Origin of the sequence: Proteus sp. CD3 (genome assembly GCF_008808075.1) — a bacterium.
GTDB classification, from domain to species: domain Bacteria; phylum Pseudomonadota; class Gammaproteobacteria; order Enterobacterales; family Enterobacteriaceae; genus Proteus; species Proteus appendicitidis.
Map to the genome: position 1 here is coordinate 1,254,493 of NZ_CP019686.1, position 17,574 is coordinate 1,272,066.

Below are 17,574 nucleotides of genomic sequence, written 5' to 3' on the forward strand. Positions count from 1 at the left end.
TTAAGGTTTCATATCAAAACGGTAGCCTTGTCCGCGTACTGTAACCACTACGTCATCAGGATATTTCTCTAAGATTTTTTTCCGTAGTCGGCCCATTAGCACATCAATAGTATGACTCTCTTTTAATTCGGCATCAGGGTATAACTGACGCATTAATGCATCTTTACTAACAACTTTATTTTGATTTCGCATCAAGGTTTCTAAAATTGTATATTCAAATGCCGTTAACTTGATTTGTTCGCCTGAAATCATGAACTCTTTACGGGATAAATCCAATTCAAAAGGTTCGATTGAGAGGGTTTGCGATGCAATTCCCATGTTTCTTCGCATTAGTGCCTGAATACGTGCAACAATTTCCTCAAAATGAAAGGGCTTTGTCACATAGTCATCAGCGCCCGCATTTAACGCTGAAACTTTTTCTTGCCAACTTTCTCGTGCCGTTAAGACCATTATTGGTAGGGTAATATTATTTTCTCGCCATCTACGAATAAGGCTAATGCCATCTTCATCCGGCAATCCTAAGTCCACAATGGCAACATCAGGTGTTCCTTCTGCAATAAAATTATCTGCTTCTTTGGCATCTTCTGCTGCATCAACCTGATGCCCAGCATCACGAAATTGCACAGATAAATGATGGCGAAGTAGGATATTATCTTCAATAATTAAGATCCGCATTATTCCACCTTGAGTACAATCAGCAAAAATTCACTGTTGTAAAATAAATATAGGAAATGAGTGTCATCCTATAAGATAAAAAATATATTGTTATCATAGTCAATCTATCACTTAAAAAATACCGTAGCGGGTAACGTGTTTAAGTTACAGAGAGCTTTCTCATTTTTTGATATAAAAAAAGGCAGAGATTATCTGCCTTTTTTAGAAAGATAAATTAATTTAATTTATCAACAAGTTGAGTGGCAAAACCAATATAGCTTTCAGGTTTCATTGCTTTTAAGCGTGTTTTTTCATCTTCTGGTAGTTCTAAACCATCAATGAAAACGACCATATCTTGTTCTGTGATGCGTTTTCCACGAGTAAGCTCTTTTAGCTTTTCGTAAGGTTTTTCAATGCCATAACGACGCATTACAGTTTGAATCGGCTCGGCTAATACTTCCCAGTTGCAGTCTAATTCTTCACGAAGATGGTTTTCATTCACTTCAAGTTTATTAAGACCTTTTATGGTTGATTGATAAGCAATTAGCGCATAACCCATACCAACACCTAAATTACGCAGTACAGTTGAGTCTGTTAAGTCACGTTGCCAGCGCGAAACAGGTAATTTGCTAGAAAGATGTCCCATAACTGCATTGGCTAACCCTAAGTTTCCTTCAGAGTTTTCAAAATCAATTGGGTTTACTTTATGAGGCATGGTTGATGAACCAATTTCACCTGCAATAGTTTTTTGTTTAAAGTGGTTCAGTGCTACGTAACCCCAAATATCACGGTCGAAATCGATCAAGATAGTGTTGAAGCGACTAATACAATCAAAAAGCTCCGCAATATAATCGTGTGGTTCAATTTGAGTTGTGTATGGGTTCCATGTAATACCCAATGACGTTACAAATTCTTCACTAAATTGGTGCCAGTTGACTTCAGGATATGCGGCTAAGTGGGCATTGTAGTTACCTACTGCTCCATTAATTTTACCTAAGATCTCAACTTGAGTTAGTTGACGATATTGGCGCTCCATACGGTAGGCAACGTTAGCAAACTCTTTACCAATTGTAGATGGTGTTGCTGGTTGACCGTGAGTACGAGAAAGTAATGGTAAATCACGGTATTCTTGCGCCATTTTACTAATGGTATCAATAATTTCACGCCATGCAGGCAGTAAGATCTCTTGGCGTGCTGTTTCCAGCATAATGGCGTGAGATAGATTATTAATATCTTCAGATGTACAAGCGAAGTGAATAAATTCGGAAACCTGATGTAAAGCAGGGATAGTCGCCACTTTTTCTTTTAAGAAATATTCTACGGCTTTTACATCGTGGTTAGTGGTGCGTTCGATAGTTTTAATACGCGCTGCATCTTCTTCATTGAAGTTAGCAACAATCGCATCAAGGTAATCGTTTGCGTTTTTTTCAAAGGCTGGAACTTCTTTAATGTCGGCGCAAGATGCCAGCTTTTGTAGCCAGCGAACTTCTACCTGTACACGGAATTTCAGAAGACCGAATTCACTAAAAATAGAACGTAACGACGAGGTTTTACTTCCGTAACGACCGTCAATCGGTGAAATCGCTGTCAGCGAAGATAATTCCATTGTTGGCAACTCCCAGGTTGAATTTAAAGTATTAACATTGAGCGAGAAAATCATCAGCTTGTCGCAGGATGGTCTTTTGATGTAGTAAAAAATCAAAACGACGACCACCGACTTGACGCCAGAGCACGGCACTTCGAATGCCGGTCAGTAATAACGCTCTAACTTTAGCTTGAATAATAGGGTTCTTTAATAGTTCAATCGAGCCATGAACCTGAATGCGAGGGCCAACAGGGCTAACTGCATCAACATAAACGCCCGCAAGGGCATTAAATACACCTTCGGACATTGGTTCAAAATAACTTTTTTGACGCTCTAATTGAGAAATTTTTTGTGATAAACGAGAGCTGTAATCATCATTTCTATTGATAAGACGCTCTAGATTAATTAAGCCTTGCTGGTAAGTCATTAACTCAAGCGTTAATTTTTCTCTTCTTACCGCCTGATGAATGGCTTTCAATGTTTGAAAGCCTAATTTTAAGTGGCTGACTTGGTTGCCATAAACATCTAATGTTGAAGTTGGGTTGAGATTAAACACACTGTTAACCATGACTTCAACATCGCTCTCATTCGCACTACCTTGGTAAGCAATTTGTTGAACGAGACGACTTGCTTGGCAGATCCCTGCCAATGCAAGCGTTATATCACGAAAATCTTTAGCCACATCTACTCCTGAATACGGGTTTCAATGATACCGCCACCTAAACAGACTTCGTCTTGATAAAAGACGGCTGATTGTCCCGGAGTAACTGCTGCAACAGGATAATCAAAGCGGACTTCAATTTTATCTTCATCTAATGGTGTTACTGTACACGCAATATCAGGTTGGCGATATCGTGTTTTAACAGTGCAACGGAAAGCTTCAGTAATAGGCTCTCTTGATACCCAATGTAATTGCTGAGCAATTAGACCGACAGACATTAATCTTGGATGTTCATGCCCTTGAGCGACAACAAGAATGTTATTTTCAACATCTTTATCAACCACATACCAAGGATCTTCTCCGCCATCTTTCGTACCACCAATACCTAAGCCTTTACGTTGACCTAATGTGTGATACATCAACCCTTGGTGTTCACCAATGGTTTCTCCATCAACCGTGACAATAGGACCCGGTTTAGCTGGTAAATAACGCGATAAGAAATCAGTAAATTTACGCTCACCAATAAAACAAATACCGGTTGAATCTTTTTTCTTTGCAGTCGCTAAATCAAGTTTTTCAGCAATTTTTCTGACTTCAGGCTTTTCCATTTCACCAACAGGAAAAAGGCTTTGTTCAATTTGCTCATGGCTTAATGTGTATAAGAAATAGCTTTGGTCTTTGTTATTATCGACACCGCGAAGCAATTGGCTTTTGCCATCAACATCACGACGGCGAACATAGTGACCTGTTGCGATATAGTCAGCACCCAAATCTTCCGCTGCATATTCTAAAAATGCTTTAAATTTTATTTCTTTATTACACAGAATATCTGGGTTTGGGGTGCGACCTGCTTTATATTCGGATAAAAAGTGTTCAAAAACATTATCCCAATACTCAGCAGCAAAATTGATGGTATAAAGCTCAATGCCAAGTTTATCGCACACGGCTTGCGCATCGGCAAGATCGGTAGAGGCTGAGCAATATTCTGTATCGTCGTCTTCTTCCCAGTTCTTCATAAACAGACCAACGACCTGATATCCCTGTTCCTTAAGAAGATAGGCTGAGACGGATGAATCTACGCCACCGGACATTCCTACGATGACTTTTTTTTGGCTGTTATCTGACATGACTGGATCTCACTGCGGAAAAATAAGCGCCATACTTTACCATATCACTGACACAGGTGCATCAAGTCTTATTCTGTTTTTGATGCTTTGTTTTCCCTTTTCTATTCTTTAGTTAAAAGGCGTTCCAAAGCTACTTAATAAAGAAAGGGGATAGCGCTCACCTTGTTGATAACATAGTAGGCTTTCTCTTACCAATGGTGAACGCAGTTGCTGGCTATGAATAATTTCATCGGCGCTAACCCAGTGACAACAGTCAATATCACTATCTTGAGGCTGAGTTTCAAATTGTTCTTGTGCTTCAATAAGAAAAAGAAAACGTAGAAAAGGCGTTTTATCTGGGGCAATCCATTGGTGTAATTTAAGAAAATGTTGAACGGGAAGTGTTAATCCAGTTTCTTCCCATAATTCACGTTGAACCGCCTGAATCAGTGTTTCATTGGCTTCAAGGTGCCCAGCTGGCTGATTCCATGTTGCTTTTCCATTGACCGTTTCTTCAACAACAAGAAACTTATTTTTTGCATGAACGATACACGCGACAGTCACATTAGGTTTAAACAAAATCAATCTCCTTCCATTCGCCGGGTAATAAATTATCCAATGTAATATTTCCCATACTAAAGCGGATCAGACGCAATGTTGGATAACCGATATGAGCCGTCATTCGTCTCACTTGGCGGTTTTTACCTTCAAATAGCGTTATTTTTAACCAAGTTGTCGGGATAGTTTGGCGCTCTCTAATTGGAGGATTTCTCTCCCAGAGCCATTTGGGTTGTTCAACTATTTCGACTTGTGCAGGTAATGTTTTGCCATCTTTAAGCTCTAATCCATTTCTAAATTGTTGTAATGAGGCAACGCTTGGGATGCCTTCAACCTGAGCATAGTAGATTTTTCCTGTTTTTTTACCCGGTTGTGTTAATTTTGCTTGCAGCTTCCCATCATTTGTTAAGACTAAAAGTCCTTCACTGTCTCTATCTAAACGTCCTGCCGCATAAATATCACGAATAGGAATAAAATCTTTTAGCGTTTTTCTACCATTTTCGTCCGTAAATTGCACAAGAACATCAAAGGGCTTGTTGAAGATAATGACTTTACGCTCACCTCTTGGTCGCACTGATTTTCTTTGTGCGAATGGAGTGTGATGTTTTCTCGATTTAGCGCTATTTTTAAGTTGATTTGCCATAGTTAATTTTTGTAAAAAATGGGAGATTGATTATACCTTAAAAGAGAACCGATTGGCGTTAGCTGAATAATCAAGTAGTATTGACAGGTCTCTTACAAAAAATTAACAAAGCGTGCGCTTACATGAAAGGAGAGGTAGATGGAAAGCAAAGTAGTTGTTCCGGCTAATGGCGCTAAAATTACACTAGATGCTAAAGGTAAGCTTGTTGTTCCAAATAATCCGGTTATCCCTTATATCGAAGGGGATGGTATCGGTATCGATGTTACGCCAGCAATGTTAAAAGTTGTTGATGCAGCAGTTGAGAAAGCTTACGGTAAAGAACGTAAGATTGAGTGGATGGAAGTCTACACTGGCGAAAAATCAACACAGGTATATGGTAAAGATGTTTGGTTACCAGAAGAAACCTTAGATCTTATCCGTGAATATCGTGTTTCTATTAAAGGTCCTCTTACTACGCCTGTTGGTGGTGGTATCCGTTCATTAAACGTTGCATTACGCCAACAACTTGATCTCTATATTTGCCTACGTCCAGTACGTTATTACAAAGGCACTCCAAGCCCCGTTAAACAACCTGAACTGACTGATATGGTTATTTTCCGCGAAAACTCGGAAGATATCTATGCAGGCATTGAGTGGAAAGCTGGCTCCGCAGAAGCAGATAAAGTGATTAAATTCCTGCAAGATGAAATGGGTGTTACTAAAATCCGCTTCCCACAAGATTGCGGTATTGGTATTAAACCTTGTTCAGAAGAAGGAACTAAACGTTTAGTTCGTGCTGCTATTGAATACGCTATCGATAACGACCGTGATTCAGTTACATTGGTACACAAAGGTAATATTATGAAATTTACCGAAGGTGCCTTTAAAGACTGGGGTTATGAGTTAGCTCGCGAAGAGTTCGGTGGTGAATTATTAGATGGCGGTCCTTGGGTTAAAATCAAGAATCCAAAATCAGGTAAAGAGATCATCGTTAAAGACGTTATCGCTGATGCTTTCTTGCAACAAATCCTGTTACGCCCAGCAGAGTATGATGTTATCGCATGTATGAACCTAAATGGTGACTATATTTCTGATGCATTAGCTGCTCAAGTAGGTGGTATTGGTATCGCACCGGGCGCAAATATTGGTGATGAGTGTGCTTTATTTGAAGCAACACACGGCACAGCACCTAAGTACGCAGGTCAAGATAAAGTTAACCCAGGTTCTATCATTCTTTCCGCAGAAATGATGCTACGCCACATGGGTTGGACAGAAGCGGCTGACTTAATCATTAAAGGTATGGAAGGCGCGATTGCCGCTAAGACTGTAACTTATGATTTCGAACGTCAGTTAGAAGGCGCTAAACTGCTGAAATGTAGCGAGTTTGGTGACGCGATTATCAAACACATGTAATTGTTGATTTGATAAATAGTTAACGGGAGCTTATTAGTTCCCGTTTATTTTTTGTACTATAAAATTTTTCCCCAAAATATCCCCAAAACTCTTCCCCAAAACTGTTCAATTAAACAGCAATAATTTGCCATTCTTTGCCTCTATCGTCGTGGTATCTATCAGTCATATTTTGTGTTTTATGACCCAATAATTTTTGTGTATTAATTCCTTGTTCTCGATAAAGTCGTTCGGATAAAGATCGCTGTTCATGGAAAGTCGGTGCCGTGCCTTTTTCCCAAGTTAACCCACATTTATCTCGCGCTTTTTTAAATGTTGTGGTTAACGTATTTGGCGTGACTTGTTCACCGCGTTTCGCTTGTGCGGTGGTATGCCGATAATGGACGAGATATTTGCTCACAACCGCGTCACGACATTGGGCAACAACATCCCTTAAGGAGAGATTGATAGCCTCACATTTTAGTGAGAGAGGGATGGCCAACTTACTCCCCGTTTTTTCTTGCTGTATATGTAACATGTCATCCCAAATATCAGAGAATTTCATTTTACAGATATCACCGATCCGCTGACCTGTGGTTAAGGCCAGCAACATGCCACATTGCAAGTAAGGAGGGTGGTTCTTAGCTTGCTGGTAAATAGTGCGCCATTCTTCCAATGTCATGCGTTCTCTTTTCACTCTGTTCCGTGGTTGTTTCGTTGCTTTCGCAGGATTGTAACCAGGCGGAACATAGCCAGCATGTTGAGCTTCTTTAAATACATCAATAAGCACCATGCGAACGACCTGAGCCATTCTTGAATGTCCTAATACTTTGACTGAATCTATTATTTCAGCAATATCTAAAGCGGTTATCTCTTTTAATATTTTCGTACCACAATACTGACGGAATAAATTAATAGGTTTCATTTTTTGTCGATAAGAATTAATTTTTAATTCACCGATATCTAATCTTTCTTTTTGAATATCTAAATATTTATCCATCCATATATCGACAGATATTTCAGACTTATTTGTCTTAATTTTTGATAACCGTTCATTAATACTTAATAACTGTCGAGTATGTTGTTCTGCAATAATTGTATTGGCCTGAATGGCAGTTTCTCTCGCTTCCTGCTCGTCGGTGCCTAAGCTATGAAATTTACCAGTGATGGGATGTTTATATTGCCAATAAATTTTGCCGTTACGTTTATCTAGCTTTCGATATAGATTAGGAATGATAATTTTATGGGTTCGTGGTCGGGCAGCCATCTGTAATTATCCTCTTAAGTCGTTCCGTTGATTTAGTAGGAATTTGGGGGAGAGACAGATAGCCCACATAACGAGCTTCTCTATCAACCATCCACTTACGGCCAACTTTCATTGCAGGTGGTGCAATAAGGTTATTCTTTGCGTATTTTTGTAATACCGTCATGCAAGGAGAAGCATCTCCAAATTCCAACCTTGCCCACGCTTCAAGAGTCACCATTCTTGACATATTTTCTCTCCATACTGCCGTATACAGTTTAAATAGACGTTAATTATGCTGGTGGTATTTATTTAAACTTTTTAGAACTGTTTATTTAGCTCCTTTTACTTAATTCATTAAATCTACGTAAAAATAAAACTTTGGCTTGTAGAGGGGTTAATGGATTAACAATAAAATCACTTGTAGGAATGCCTTCAAGCATTAGCCAATTGCTACCCACATCAATATCTAAATCTCGTTTTTCAGTTGCTAACATCATTAAGTCGGCTAAATGCACAGCGTCCGACATAACGGGTGGCAAGTTATATTTTTGACGAATAACAGTATCAATTCTTTTTTCTATCTCCTTATATTCAGGTAATAGCTTTTTAAGCGGTGATGGCAGATCTTTTACATAGGCCTCACTGGCATCATGAAGTAAGGCTTCTAAAGCATATTCTGGAGCAACTAAATAGCTGACATATACTGAGTGTTGAGCAACAGAGTAGAAATTATCAATCTGTCCATTAAAGCGACATTCATTAGCTAAACCCGTCGCAATGTCTTGAATATCTATATCCTCGATCCGTACATCGAGGTAATAGAAGTGCTTATTCGTTGCAGTTGCAATATAAGACATTATTCTCTCCACATAATTTAAGTAATAAAGATCCCTCTCGAATTAATCGAGATTAAATTTCCCTGATGTTGGTTAATGGTAAATAAAGACTTATTTTTTATGTTTCAATTATTGAACTTGATTATTGCTTACCTCAAGTTGTGGCTGTTTCTATTGTTTCCCAACAGACAGAAACTATTTATCTTCACATGAAAATTTTTATTAAGGTGTTTTTACACACATAATTGAATTAGATATTAATCATAATGTAACTCATCCTACACCGCACACTTAAAATGTAGGATAACCAACATTGATGTGTCAAGTGTTTTTGTAGGAAATCTTACATCGGTATGTGATGGTAATAAAAAATCCTCCGAAGAGGATCCTTTTATCAATGAGATAGGAAATTATGGTAAATGAGCTATTTTGGCATCCACAACAACACCCACAATTTTACAATTTCCATTGATTGGTATTAAGCGGTATTGAGGGTTTAATGGTTTTAAGTAATGGTTGCCTGCATCCACAATGTACTGCTTAAATGTAACTTCATTTTCAGATTCTAATTTAGCGACAACTAGCTTGCCACTAACAACCTCTACTGCGGGATCTACTAATATAATCATCCCTTCAGGAATACTTAGTCCAGAAGGAGAGGTCATAGAATCTCCTTTTACTTCTAGCCAAAATGATTCTTCGGAACAATGCACAGTTGTCTCATACCATGTATCGATTGATTTTCTATGATATGGCTCTACGGCCTCAGACCAATTCCCAGCGCTTACCCAGCTAATTAAAGGGTATTCACCACTAGATCTATTAAATTTTAAAAACGAAACATTAGAAATAGGATCTTCTTTTCCATCAACAAGCCAAATAGGGCTTGTTTCAAGAGCACTCGCTAATGCTTGAAGATTAGCGCCATTGGGTTGATAGTCACCTTTTTCCCAACCAGTAACAGTTACACGATTAACTCCAGCTTTTTTAGCTAGAGCCTGTTGTGTCATTTTCAGCTCAAGGCGTCTTTGTTTAATTCGTTCGCTCATTTCTTTCATGTAGGAAAGCCTACCACATTCTAAATGTAAGAATCTTGACATTTAAATGTAAGATATCCTACATTGTATGCGTGTGAATTATTCACTTACCAAAGGATTACAAATGAAGAAAAAAGATGTAATCACGTTTTTTGGTGGTACGTGTAAAACAGCAAAAGCCCTCGGTATTAAACATCCTTCGGTGTGTGGTTGGGGATATATCATTCCTAAAGTAAGGGCGTATGAAATAGAAAAAATCACCAAGGGAAAACTTAAATATAACCCTGAACTTTATAGAAAAAATACCAAAACAGCATAAGGCAATTAACTACCAATAAAAGATAGAGCAGGTAGATATGAGCAAACATTCAATTAAAGAAGTTATTAAAGAAATGTGCAAAGCACTGCCGGGTGGACGTTCTGCTATGGCAGGGGCTCTAGGTATGTCACTCGAGACGTTTAATAACAAGCTATACGAAAAAAATGGCTGTCGTTTCTTTGATATTGATGAACAGGAAGCCATGGAAGACATTTCGGGCACTAAGTTGCTGGTGGAATATCACCTAGATCGTCATGGCATGAGTGCACTACCAAAAATAGAAGCAGAAAAGATAGATCAAGTAGAGCTGTTTGATATGCGAATGACATTGGCTGCTATGCAAGGTTCACTCGCCGTTTTAATTCAAGAAAGTCTTGTTGATGGTGTTTTAACGGATGAAGAAATAGGGCGTATTTATCGAAAAGCAGGAAAAGTTTTTGCGTATGCAATTGGGTTCTTGGATTCACTGAAAGTGTTATACGGTGAAAAACAGGAAGCGACTAAGAAAGGGTGAAGCCAAAGGTATACGGCCTCTGGCTTCGGTTGCCAATTTCAATGATGTGAAGAGAAATAAGCATGAGTAGATTAGCGCATCTAATACCTAAAAAGCAATTTCGCTGTTTACCCTTAACTAAAGAGGGAACATTTCGCTATGTAGAAAGCATACCGAGTGACAATCGATCACACAACTACCGAAAAAATATTGATTTGGTAGATAAGAGGACACTGAAAAAGTCATGGGCTGATTTCTATTTCTTGAGTGGAGGAAAATGCAATGCGAAATGAAGATCCCAATCGTCTTGATCGCTATTACAGAAACCCTCGAGGGCTCCTTGTTCATGTCATTCGTTATGATCGAGAAAAACAGCGCGTTATTTTTATGATTGATGGTTGTGAATACGAACAATGCGAGCCGGTTCAAAGATTTAAAGAGAGATATACCCGAGTTAAGTGAGGCCTCTTATGAGTGTTAAATTATCTAGCTATGTTTGGGATGGTTGCGCCCATGCAGGTTTAAAACTCACATCAGTCGCTATCATGGCAAGATTAGCTGATTTTTCTAATGATGAAGGCATTTGTTGGCCTTCTGTTGTGACAATTGCTCGTCAAATTGGTGCGGGTGAAAGCACGGTGCGCACAGCAATAAAACAGTTGGAAAAAGAAGGGTGGTTAACCAGCGAAAAGCGTAGAAAAGGCAATCGCAACGCAAGCAATATCTATCAGCTGAATGTAGAGAAACTATACCAATCAGCAAAGAAAGCGCTTTCTCAACCAACAAAATCTGACGTATCAAAACCTGACGCATCAGGATCTGACCCATCAAAATTTGTTGCATCAAATTCTGTTCCCTCAAAATCGAGCAAAAATAGGGATTTTGACCCGCCAGCTCCTGAGGGCGATCCATCAGTAACTTCAAAATATGATCCATCAATAAATTATTCTTCGTCGCAGAATTCTGGCGAATCCAGCGACCAGCCCAAAAATGATTTTTTAACTCGTTATCCTGAAGCTGTGATTTACAGCGCCAACTTTCAAAAATGGGGCTCCGCTGACGATTTGAAGTGCGCTAAATGGCTATTCAGTCGTAAATGCGAAGTGTTTCAAGAGATGGGATTAAAAACGCCTAAAGAGCCAAATTTCACTGATTGGGCTAATGATATTCGCTTAATGACAACGATTGATGGGCATACTCACAAAGAAATTTGCCAGTTCTATAAACGAATTACGCAAGATGATTTTTGGAAAAAGAATGTTCAGTGTCCTCGTACACTCAGGGCTCAATGGGATGATTTAACCTTACGTTTGGCGGGTAAGAAAAAAATCACCATCGACTCCGTAGAGCGTGATGAAACATTCCGGCTCATCTGGGGTACGGGTTGGAAACCTAAAAATAAAATCCAAGAATTAGCCGCTATTCAGGCAAAGAAAAATGGTCTAGGCCGAATGAATGAGGTTGCAGGTTTAGCTGCGTGGCGAGGTATTTGGCAACAAGTCGCGGAACAAGTTGCTCAGGAAGTTTTGCTATAAACGAGAGTGGAGAAAAATAACATGAATGGACTAATTGTTATTGATGGTGTTCAAATTCGTCGAGATACCGCAGGGCGTTATTGTTTAAATGATCTTCATCGAGTCTCAGGTGGTGAAAAACGGCATCAACCGTCGAATTGGAGTGCTTTGACTCAAACTAAAGAGTTGGTTGATGAAATTTCAACCGCTCCTGTGATCTCAGGAGCGGTTCCTATTGTGACCATTGTCGGTGGGCTTAACCAAGGAACATATGTTTGCAAAGAATTAGTGTATGCCTATGCAATGTGGATAAGCCCATCATTTCATTTAAAAGTGATCCGGACTTTTGATGCTTTGATAAAACAGCAACACGACGAAAAGTTAGCCGATAAAGTTCAAGCTGGAGTTATATTGCTTGAATCGATGGCAAAGAGCCTGAATTTCTCAAATTCTTCGAAACTAGGGGCGTATCAAAAATTACAAGCCATGGCAGGCTTACCCGAATTAGCCCCTGTGTATGCGATTGATGCGCCAAGCGGATCAATGGATGGTTCAAGTCGTCCAACAGTAGCTTTATCAACACTGATTAGAAAACATCAATTACCTATTTCAGCGCAACAAGCTTATAAGCGGTTGGCCGATCTCGGCATTGTTGAACGTTTATCTCGGCCAAGTACGAAAACTGCTAACAAAGTGAAAGAGTTTTGGTCAGTGACTGCAAGGGGCTGTCAGTTTGGGAAGAACATGACCAGCCCTAATAATCCTCGTGAAACTCAACCTCATTTCTTTGAAAGTAAAACGGATGAATTGATCCGTATGGTGATGCTGAATAAGCAGGTGAGTGCATGAAATTATTATTAACACCTTATATTCAGTCTGATCTTGGTGTTGTTTTATTGAAGCCTGAAGCGGAGTTGCTTGAGCAACTAAAACAACATTCTCGTGTGATTATTAGTGATGTACCAAAGAGTTTAGATAAATGGCCTTCTGGCGCATTAACAGGGAACGAACAGCCATTATTGAATAACAAGGACATTATTGGCTTTTTGAATAATGAAAAAGTGATCCAAGCTATGGGTGGGCTATCATCGATGAATATGTGGATAGGTAGAAATATTCATTGCTGCCAGATTAACGATGAGAATGACAGTTATCATCATCATGAATTAACAACCACATGGCATAAAGACGGTGTGATACGGACTTGTTGGTATCATGATAATCATATTCGTAATTCATCGGCGGGGTGGGTTGCTGAGTTAGCGTATAAAAATCGTATTGCTTGGATGATAGATACTATTCGCAGTCGTTTGAGATTAGATGATAGCCATTCGCTGACGATACCTGACTTTTTTGCTTTTGCCGTGATGCATAAACTGGTTGATGAATTACCTGATGCCATATTGCGTCGTATTCTAAATTGGCCTGATAAACCTAAAGAGCGCAGGGTGCATGGCGGTTTTCCTGAAGCTGATATTGTTCCAAATGAAGTGACAGCACTATCAGTAATGAATGCGCGTTTAGATGCTATAAAACCCGTTATTAATGTAGCTGTCGATCCTGAACCTCCAGCCTCATTTCTTCTTAAACCTAAAATGCGCCGTTGGGAAAATTCCCAATGGCTTCAATGGGTAAAAACACAGCCATGTTGTGTTTGCGGACAACAAGCTGATGATCCACATCATATCATCGGCCATGGTATGGGAGGCATGGGAACGAAAGCCCATGACTTATTCACTATTCCATTATGTCGCATTCATCATGACGAGTTACATCGTGATCCGAAATTGTGGGAAGCCACTTACGGCAATCAAATCGAATTGTTATTTTCTTTTTTAAACCGTTCATTAGGAATGGGAGCATTGGTTTAACGTGTGTACGGCACGGGGAGTATTAGTATGAGAGATATGCAGGAAGTTTTATCGCGTTGGGGAGCGTGGTGTGCTGATAATACTGAATCAGTTCAATGGTATTCTATCGCAGCAGGTTTTAAAAGATTAATCCCTAATAAAGTAAAATCTCGTCCTCAGTGTTGTGAAGATGATGCAATGGTAATTTCCAGTTGTATGGCCCAATTAAATAAAAAAAATAGTGATATGCATGATCTCTTGCTCGATTATTATTTATTTGGAATGACTTTCATTCAGTTAGCCAAAAAACATCATTGCTCTGATACTTACATTGGAAAAAAACTACAAAAAGCGGAAGGTATCATTGAAGGAATGTTGATGATACTTGAGATTCCATTGGAAATGGATCGATATGTAAAAAAGTTATATAAAGACTTTACGATCGTAAAATAATTGATATTGTGATAAGACTAACATCAAAACCAATTAGTCTATGAACTTCAGCAATAGTGTTTTTTGTTTATTTTGAGAGAGATTATTCAGCGGTGAAGTAAGATTATTATATTTGATTGTTATTTTGAACATTGTACAATTAATCTCATATATAATTATTATTACTTTATATGAGATAAATTAATGAAAGTTTATTGTACTCCAATAAAAATACGTTCTTCAGTCGCTAGTTATCCAGTGACTGATTTCTTTCATGATTTTGCTAATGTGTATAAAGATCAAATGGATTATGAGACCGTTGATAGAAAGGTTATGTTCTCTACATTTGAAAGAGATAATCACTTTATCTTTGTTGCTATAACTATGAAAAAGACAAAATCTTTTTGTCAAGCTGAGTTTGATACTCTTGATCAACTACTGCTAAGCTACAAAGAATTAGATGGGAATGGCATTTTAGAGTGTAACATACTGTTATTTAGAAAAGACAATCTATCTGGAGTATATGTTTACAATGAAGGCTCAATGAGGCTTGCTCGTCTTGATGTCAAGTTAAGAAATTTCTTTTATGAAAAAGTAAGAGCTAAAGCTAAAAGAGTGCCTAGAAAAGAAAGGTTTGACATACAACGATTGGTTGATAACTCGACTTTGATGGATAAATTATCTAAATTTGACTTTGTCGATGAGCTCAATGTTACACTAACTGGTACAACAGTGAGAGACCGTATTCTTAATGGGTCGAGTTATGAAAAAGCTAAAACTGTTAGGTTAAGCTTTAGAACAGATGGTGTATCAATGAAGATTAGAAAAAACAAAAAAGAGCTTCATGATTACATCGAAGAGCTAAAAAAGGAACATGGGTCATCAATTAGTGTCAAAGGTAGATATAGTGGCGCGATGGACGGTGAGACGATCGATGTTATAGATACAATAAACAGTATCTATACAATTGAACATGATGAGTACTTAAAAGATTTAGATAATGTGAAAATGAGCGATTTCGGAAATATTGGCTTATGTGATGTGTTGATAGATAAGGTAGATAAAAACAAATTAATAACATCACAGCAAAAATGATAGGTAACAATTATGAAGCCTAACAAAAGAGTTTTATTCAACGTACTGATATCATTAGGGATTTCCGCCTTTTTGTATGCCGTGGTTATATATGTACTTTTTGATATAAATGATGGTGCTTGGGAAAGAGTTGTAAAAGTATATTCTGAAAGCATTCGTGGATATATTTTTACGGCATTCCTTGCAGTAGCTTCTTTTTTGTTATCATTGCTGACGTTTGTCGTTATTAATTTAAAAGAAAAAATGTTTGATTCTAAAGAATATATTGATATTGCAAAAAAAAGTTGGCAAAAGAAAAATGGATTGGTTGTTTTTAAAAAGAAAAACTTATATGAGCCTTTAGTTGTTATATCATGGGTTCTAGCTTTCGCTATATCAAGTTGCTTTTTGACGTCTATATCCCAGTTTCTTTTTGGGTTTTCATCTAATCATTATGTGTTGCTATTACCAACATATTTACCATTTTTATCGCTTACATTATTGATTTTTACTCTATACCAGATGGTTGATCTCATATTGCAGTGGTTGTCTTCAGATGCAGATTTAGACGCATAATTCAACGCAAGATTAAGAGAGGCATGATGTACGAATTAATAACAATAGATGTTTCCTCTGACACTCCTAAAGGACTTGGAGTAAAACTTTATAAGACCCACCCTAGAATTGGCGAGTGGGTTGAAATGGACATAAATGAGGAAGGTACTATGTTTGAAGTTGTAATGGTGGCCCACTCAGATAGCGGAGCTGGTTCTGATATTTATGTAAGAAAACTAGGAACCACGCTCCAAGCAGTTAAAACACTTTGTCATAAATAAACTATTGTAATCAATTAGTAATACTTTTTTACATAGACCACTTGAGTGGTCTTTTTATTATTGGCTTTAGCCCGTTTAAGTCGCGTCAGCGTCTTAAATATAAAACCACCCGCTATGCGGGTGGGCATTAAAGGTTATACCAAGAAAAACACCTTTCCGTTACGATATAGATGTTCAAGCTAATATTCGTAACTTAAATAAGGAAAGGTGTTTATGGGCATTAAAGCACAAAGCTCAGTACATACAAAGTGGCTGTGTAAATACCATATCGTCTTTTCGCCGAAATATAGACGGAAAGTAATTTTTAATAAAATTCGTTCAAGTATAGGTGAGATCCTTCGAGACCTTTGTAAGTATAAAGGAGTGGAAATAATCGAAGGGCATCTTATGCCAGATCATGTTCATATGTTAGTGAGTATTCCACCGAAGATATGCGTATCAAGTTTCATGGGATATTTGAAAGGTAAAAGTTCGTTGATGATCTTTGATAGACATGCCAATCTTAAATATAAATTTGGCAACAGAAAGTTTTGGGCGGAAGGGTTCTATGTCACAACAGTTGGACTCAATGAAGCCACAATTCAGAAGTATATCAGAGAGCAAGAAAAGTCGGATTTAATCTCAGATAAATTGAGTAGTAAAGAGTATGTCGACCCCTTCAAGGGGTAAGCCAAAGTAGCAAAGACACTTAGCTTGAACGAAGAGAAAGCAGCGTCATTTAGGCGCAGTCGGTAACAAGCCCTTATAGGGCTAGAGCAAACCACCCGTTTTACGGGTGGTTATGATTTAGGACGGGTCTTTTAAATTAAAGAAGTTTACTTTTAGTCGTTTTACTGCCTGCTTACGCCGACTACAGAACCTTATTGATTGAAGTCTTCGTTAATATTAGTAGGGTTTTATTTTTGATAGTACACAAGTAGTTTCATCGCTAAAAAATAAAGTTTGCTATCTGAATTTTTCTATGGCTTAATAGCGTCACTGGTTTGGAAGTACAGACCTATTTATGTTAGTAAGTTTAAAGTTGTTCCCGTTTAGCGTTATCCTCGATACCTCTTCATTGTGAATTCCTTCTAATTAATTCCCATAAGTAAAAATACAAAACAAACCGCCTATGCCTTATGGCAAATTAAATAAATTAAAGGAAATTCTATGTCTAATACAATGACTGGTACAGTAAAATGGTTCGATGAAGGTAAAGGTTTTGGTTTTATTACTCCAGCTGATGGTAGCAAAGATGTCTTCGTACATTTCTCTGCAATCCAAAGTGATAACTTCAAAACATTAGCTGAAGGTCAACAAGTTTCATTCACCATGGAAAATGGTATGAAAGGCCCAGCAGCAGGCAACGTGGTGGCTCTCTAA

23 protein-coding genes are annotated in these 17,574 nt (G+C 38.2%); 13 read left to right on the forward strand and 10 right to left on the reverse strand.

The genetic code is table 11. The features are described 5' to 3' along the window. The 6 genes from phoP to rluE all read right to left on the reverse strand — a co-directional run bounded on the left by phoP (position 1) and on the right by rluE (position 5,207). Positions 1-675 carry a two-component system response regulator PhoP gene (gene phoP / locus BTA34_RS05575; RefSeq protein WP_151434821.1) on the reverse strand — a complete coding sequence of 225 codons (675 nt, stop codon included), beginning with the start codon at positions 673-675 and terminating at the stop codon, positions 1-3. Positions 676-889: 214 nt separating this feature from the next. Further along, the gene (purB, locus tag BTA34_RS05580; protein ID WP_151434822.1) at positions 890-2,260 is read right to left on the reverse strand and encodes an adenylosuccinate lyase; all 1,371 of its coding nucleotides are present in this window, start codon (positions 2,258-2,260) and stop codon (positions 890-892) included. 31 nt (positions 2,261-2,291) lie between these two features. Next, on the reverse strand, positions 2,292-2,921 hold the full coding sequence (gene hflD, locus BTA34_RS05585; RefSeq protein WP_151434823.1) for a high frequency lysogenization protein HflD: 630 nt from the start codon (positions 2,919-2,921) through the stop codon (positions 2,292-2,294). Positions 2,922-2,923: 2 nt separating this feature from the next. Next, positions 2,924-4,027: a tRNA 2-thiouridine(34) synthase MnmA gene (gene mnmA, locus BTA34_RS05590; protein ID WP_151434824.1), complete on the reverse strand. Its 1,104-nt coding sequence runs from the start codon at positions 4,025-4,027 to the stop codon at positions 2,924-2,926. 108 nt (positions 4,028-4,135) lie between these two features. Next, positions 4,136-4,585 (reverse strand): NUDIX hydrolase, encoded by a 450-nt coding sequence (locus tag BTA34_RS05595; RefSeq protein ID WP_151434825.1) that lies wholly within the window; start codon positions 4,583-4,585, stop codon positions 4,136-4,138. After that, positions 4,578-5,207: a 23S rRNA pseudouridine(2457) synthase RluE gene (rluE, locus tag BTA34_RS05600; RefSeq protein WP_151434826.1), complete on the reverse strand. Its 630-nt coding sequence runs from the start codon at positions 5,205-5,207 to the stop codon at positions 4,578-4,580. The genes BTA34_RS05595 and rluE overlap by 8 nt, the downstream gene beginning before the upstream one ends. A gap of 138 nt (positions 5,208-5,345) precedes the next feature. Between rluE and icd the strand changes: the two genes are divergently transcribed. Beyond that, positions 5,346-6,599 carry an NADP-dependent isocitrate dehydrogenase gene (gene icd / locus BTA34_RS05605; protein WP_151434827.1) on the forward strand — a complete coding sequence of 418 codons (1,254 nt, stop codon included), beginning with the start codon at positions 5,346-5,348 and terminating at the stop codon, positions 6,597-6,599. 109 nt (positions 6,600-6,708) lie between these two features. Here the strand turns inward: icd and BTA34_RS05610 are convergent, their stop codons facing one another. The 4 genes from BTA34_RS05610 to BTA34_RS05625 all read right to left on the reverse strand — a co-directional run bounded on the left by BTA34_RS05610 (position 6,709) and on the right by BTA34_RS05625 (position 9,706). Beyond that, positions 6,709-7,842 carry a site-specific integrase gene (locus tag BTA34_RS05610; RefSeq protein WP_151434828.1) on the reverse strand — a complete coding sequence of 378 codons (1,134 nt, stop codon included), beginning with the start codon at positions 7,840-7,842 and terminating at the stop codon, positions 6,709-6,711. Continuing rightward, positions 7,817-8,068, reverse strand: a complete 252-nt coding sequence (locus tag BTA34_RS05615; RefSeq protein WP_017628380.1) for an excisionase — start codon at positions 8,066-8,068, stop codon at positions 7,817-7,819. Before BTA34_RS05615 ends, BTA34_RS05610 begins: the two co-directional genes overlap by 26 nt. Before the next feature lie 85 nt (positions 8,069-8,153). Then, a complete protein-coding gene (locus BTA34_RS05620) occupies positions 8,154-8,678 on the reverse strand; it encodes a hypothetical protein (protein ID WP_100157866.1) in 525 nt (174 codons plus the stop codon). Positions 8,679-9,067: 389 nt separating this feature from the next. Continuing rightward, on the reverse strand, positions 9,068-9,706 hold the full coding sequence (locus BTA34_RS05625; RefSeq protein WP_373274641.1) for a LexA family protein: 639 nt from the start codon (positions 9,704-9,706) through the stop codon (positions 9,068-9,070). 112 nt (positions 9,707-9,818) lie between these two features. Between BTA34_RS05625 and BTA34_RS05630 the strand changes: the two genes are divergently transcribed. From BTA34_RS05630 to cspA, 12 genes are all read left to right on the forward strand, one after another. After that, entirely contained in the window at positions 9,819-10,013 is a 195-nt protein-coding gene (locus BTA34_RS05630; protein WP_049217157.1) for a Cro/CI family transcriptional regulator, read from the forward strand. 37 nt (positions 10,014-10,050) lie between these two features. Next, positions 10,051-10,527: a YmfL family putative regulatory protein gene (locus BTA34_RS05635; RefSeq protein WP_036908083.1), complete on the forward strand. Its 477-nt coding sequence runs from the start codon at positions 10,051-10,053 to the stop codon at positions 10,525-10,527. A 261-nt stretch (positions 10,528-10,788) separates the two neighbouring features. After that, entirely contained in the window at positions 10,789-10,968 is a 180-nt protein-coding gene (locus BTA34_RS05640) for a DUF4222 domain-containing protein (RefSeq protein WP_017628377.1), read from the forward strand. A gap of 8 nt (positions 10,969-10,976) precedes the next feature. Beyond that, complete coding sequence (locus BTA34_RS18290) at positions 10,977-12,041, forward strand: helix-turn-helix domain-containing protein (RefSeq protein WP_265576270.1); 1,065 nt, start codon at positions 10,977-10,979, stop codon at positions 12,039-12,041. A gap of 21 nt (positions 12,042-12,062) precedes the next feature. Continuing rightward, the gene (locus tag BTA34_RS05655; RefSeq protein WP_151434829.1) at positions 12,063-12,869 is read left to right on the forward strand and encodes a KilA-N domain-containing protein; all 807 of its coding nucleotides are present in this window, start codon (positions 12,063-12,065) and stop codon (positions 12,867-12,869) included. Further along, the gene (locus BTA34_RS05660) at positions 12,866-13,891 is read left to right on the forward strand and encodes a DUF968 domain-containing protein (RefSeq protein ID WP_151434830.1); all 1,026 of its coding nucleotides are present in this window, start codon (positions 12,866-12,868) and stop codon (positions 13,889-13,891) included. The genes BTA34_RS05655 and BTA34_RS05660 overlap by 4 nt, the downstream gene beginning before the upstream one ends. A gap of 27 nt (positions 13,892-13,918) precedes the next feature. Then, entirely contained in the window at positions 13,919-14,323 is a 405-nt protein-coding gene (locus tag BTA34_RS05665; RefSeq protein WP_151434831.1) for an antiterminator Q family protein, read from the forward strand. A gap of 183 nt (positions 14,324-14,506) precedes the next feature. Further along, a complete protein-coding gene (locus BTA34_RS05670; RefSeq protein ID WP_151434832.1) occupies positions 14,507-15,397 on the forward strand; it encodes a hypothetical protein in 891 nt (296 codons plus the stop codon). A gap of 12 nt (positions 15,398-15,409) precedes the next feature. Further along, entirely contained in the window at positions 15,410-15,952 is a 543-nt protein-coding gene (locus BTA34_RS05675; protein WP_151434833.1) for a hypothetical protein, read from the forward strand. Between the two features lie 23 nt (positions 15,953-15,975). After that, entirely contained in the window at positions 15,976-16,212 is a 237-nt protein-coding gene (locus BTA34_RS05680) for a hypothetical protein (RefSeq protein ID WP_232797655.1), read from the forward strand. A gap of 213 nt (positions 16,213-16,425) precedes the next feature. Then, on the forward strand, positions 16,426-16,881 hold the full coding sequence (gene tnpA / locus BTA34_RS05685; RefSeq protein ID WP_151434835.1) for an IS200/IS605 family transposase: 456 nt from the start codon (positions 16,426-16,428) through the stop codon (positions 16,879-16,881). Between the two features lie 480 nt (positions 16,882-17,361). Next, positions 17,362-17,574: an RNA chaperone/antiterminator CspA gene (cspA, locus tag BTA34_RS05690; protein ID WP_006537195.1), complete on the forward strand. Its 213-nt coding sequence runs from the start codon at positions 17,362-17,364 to the stop codon at positions 17,572-17,574.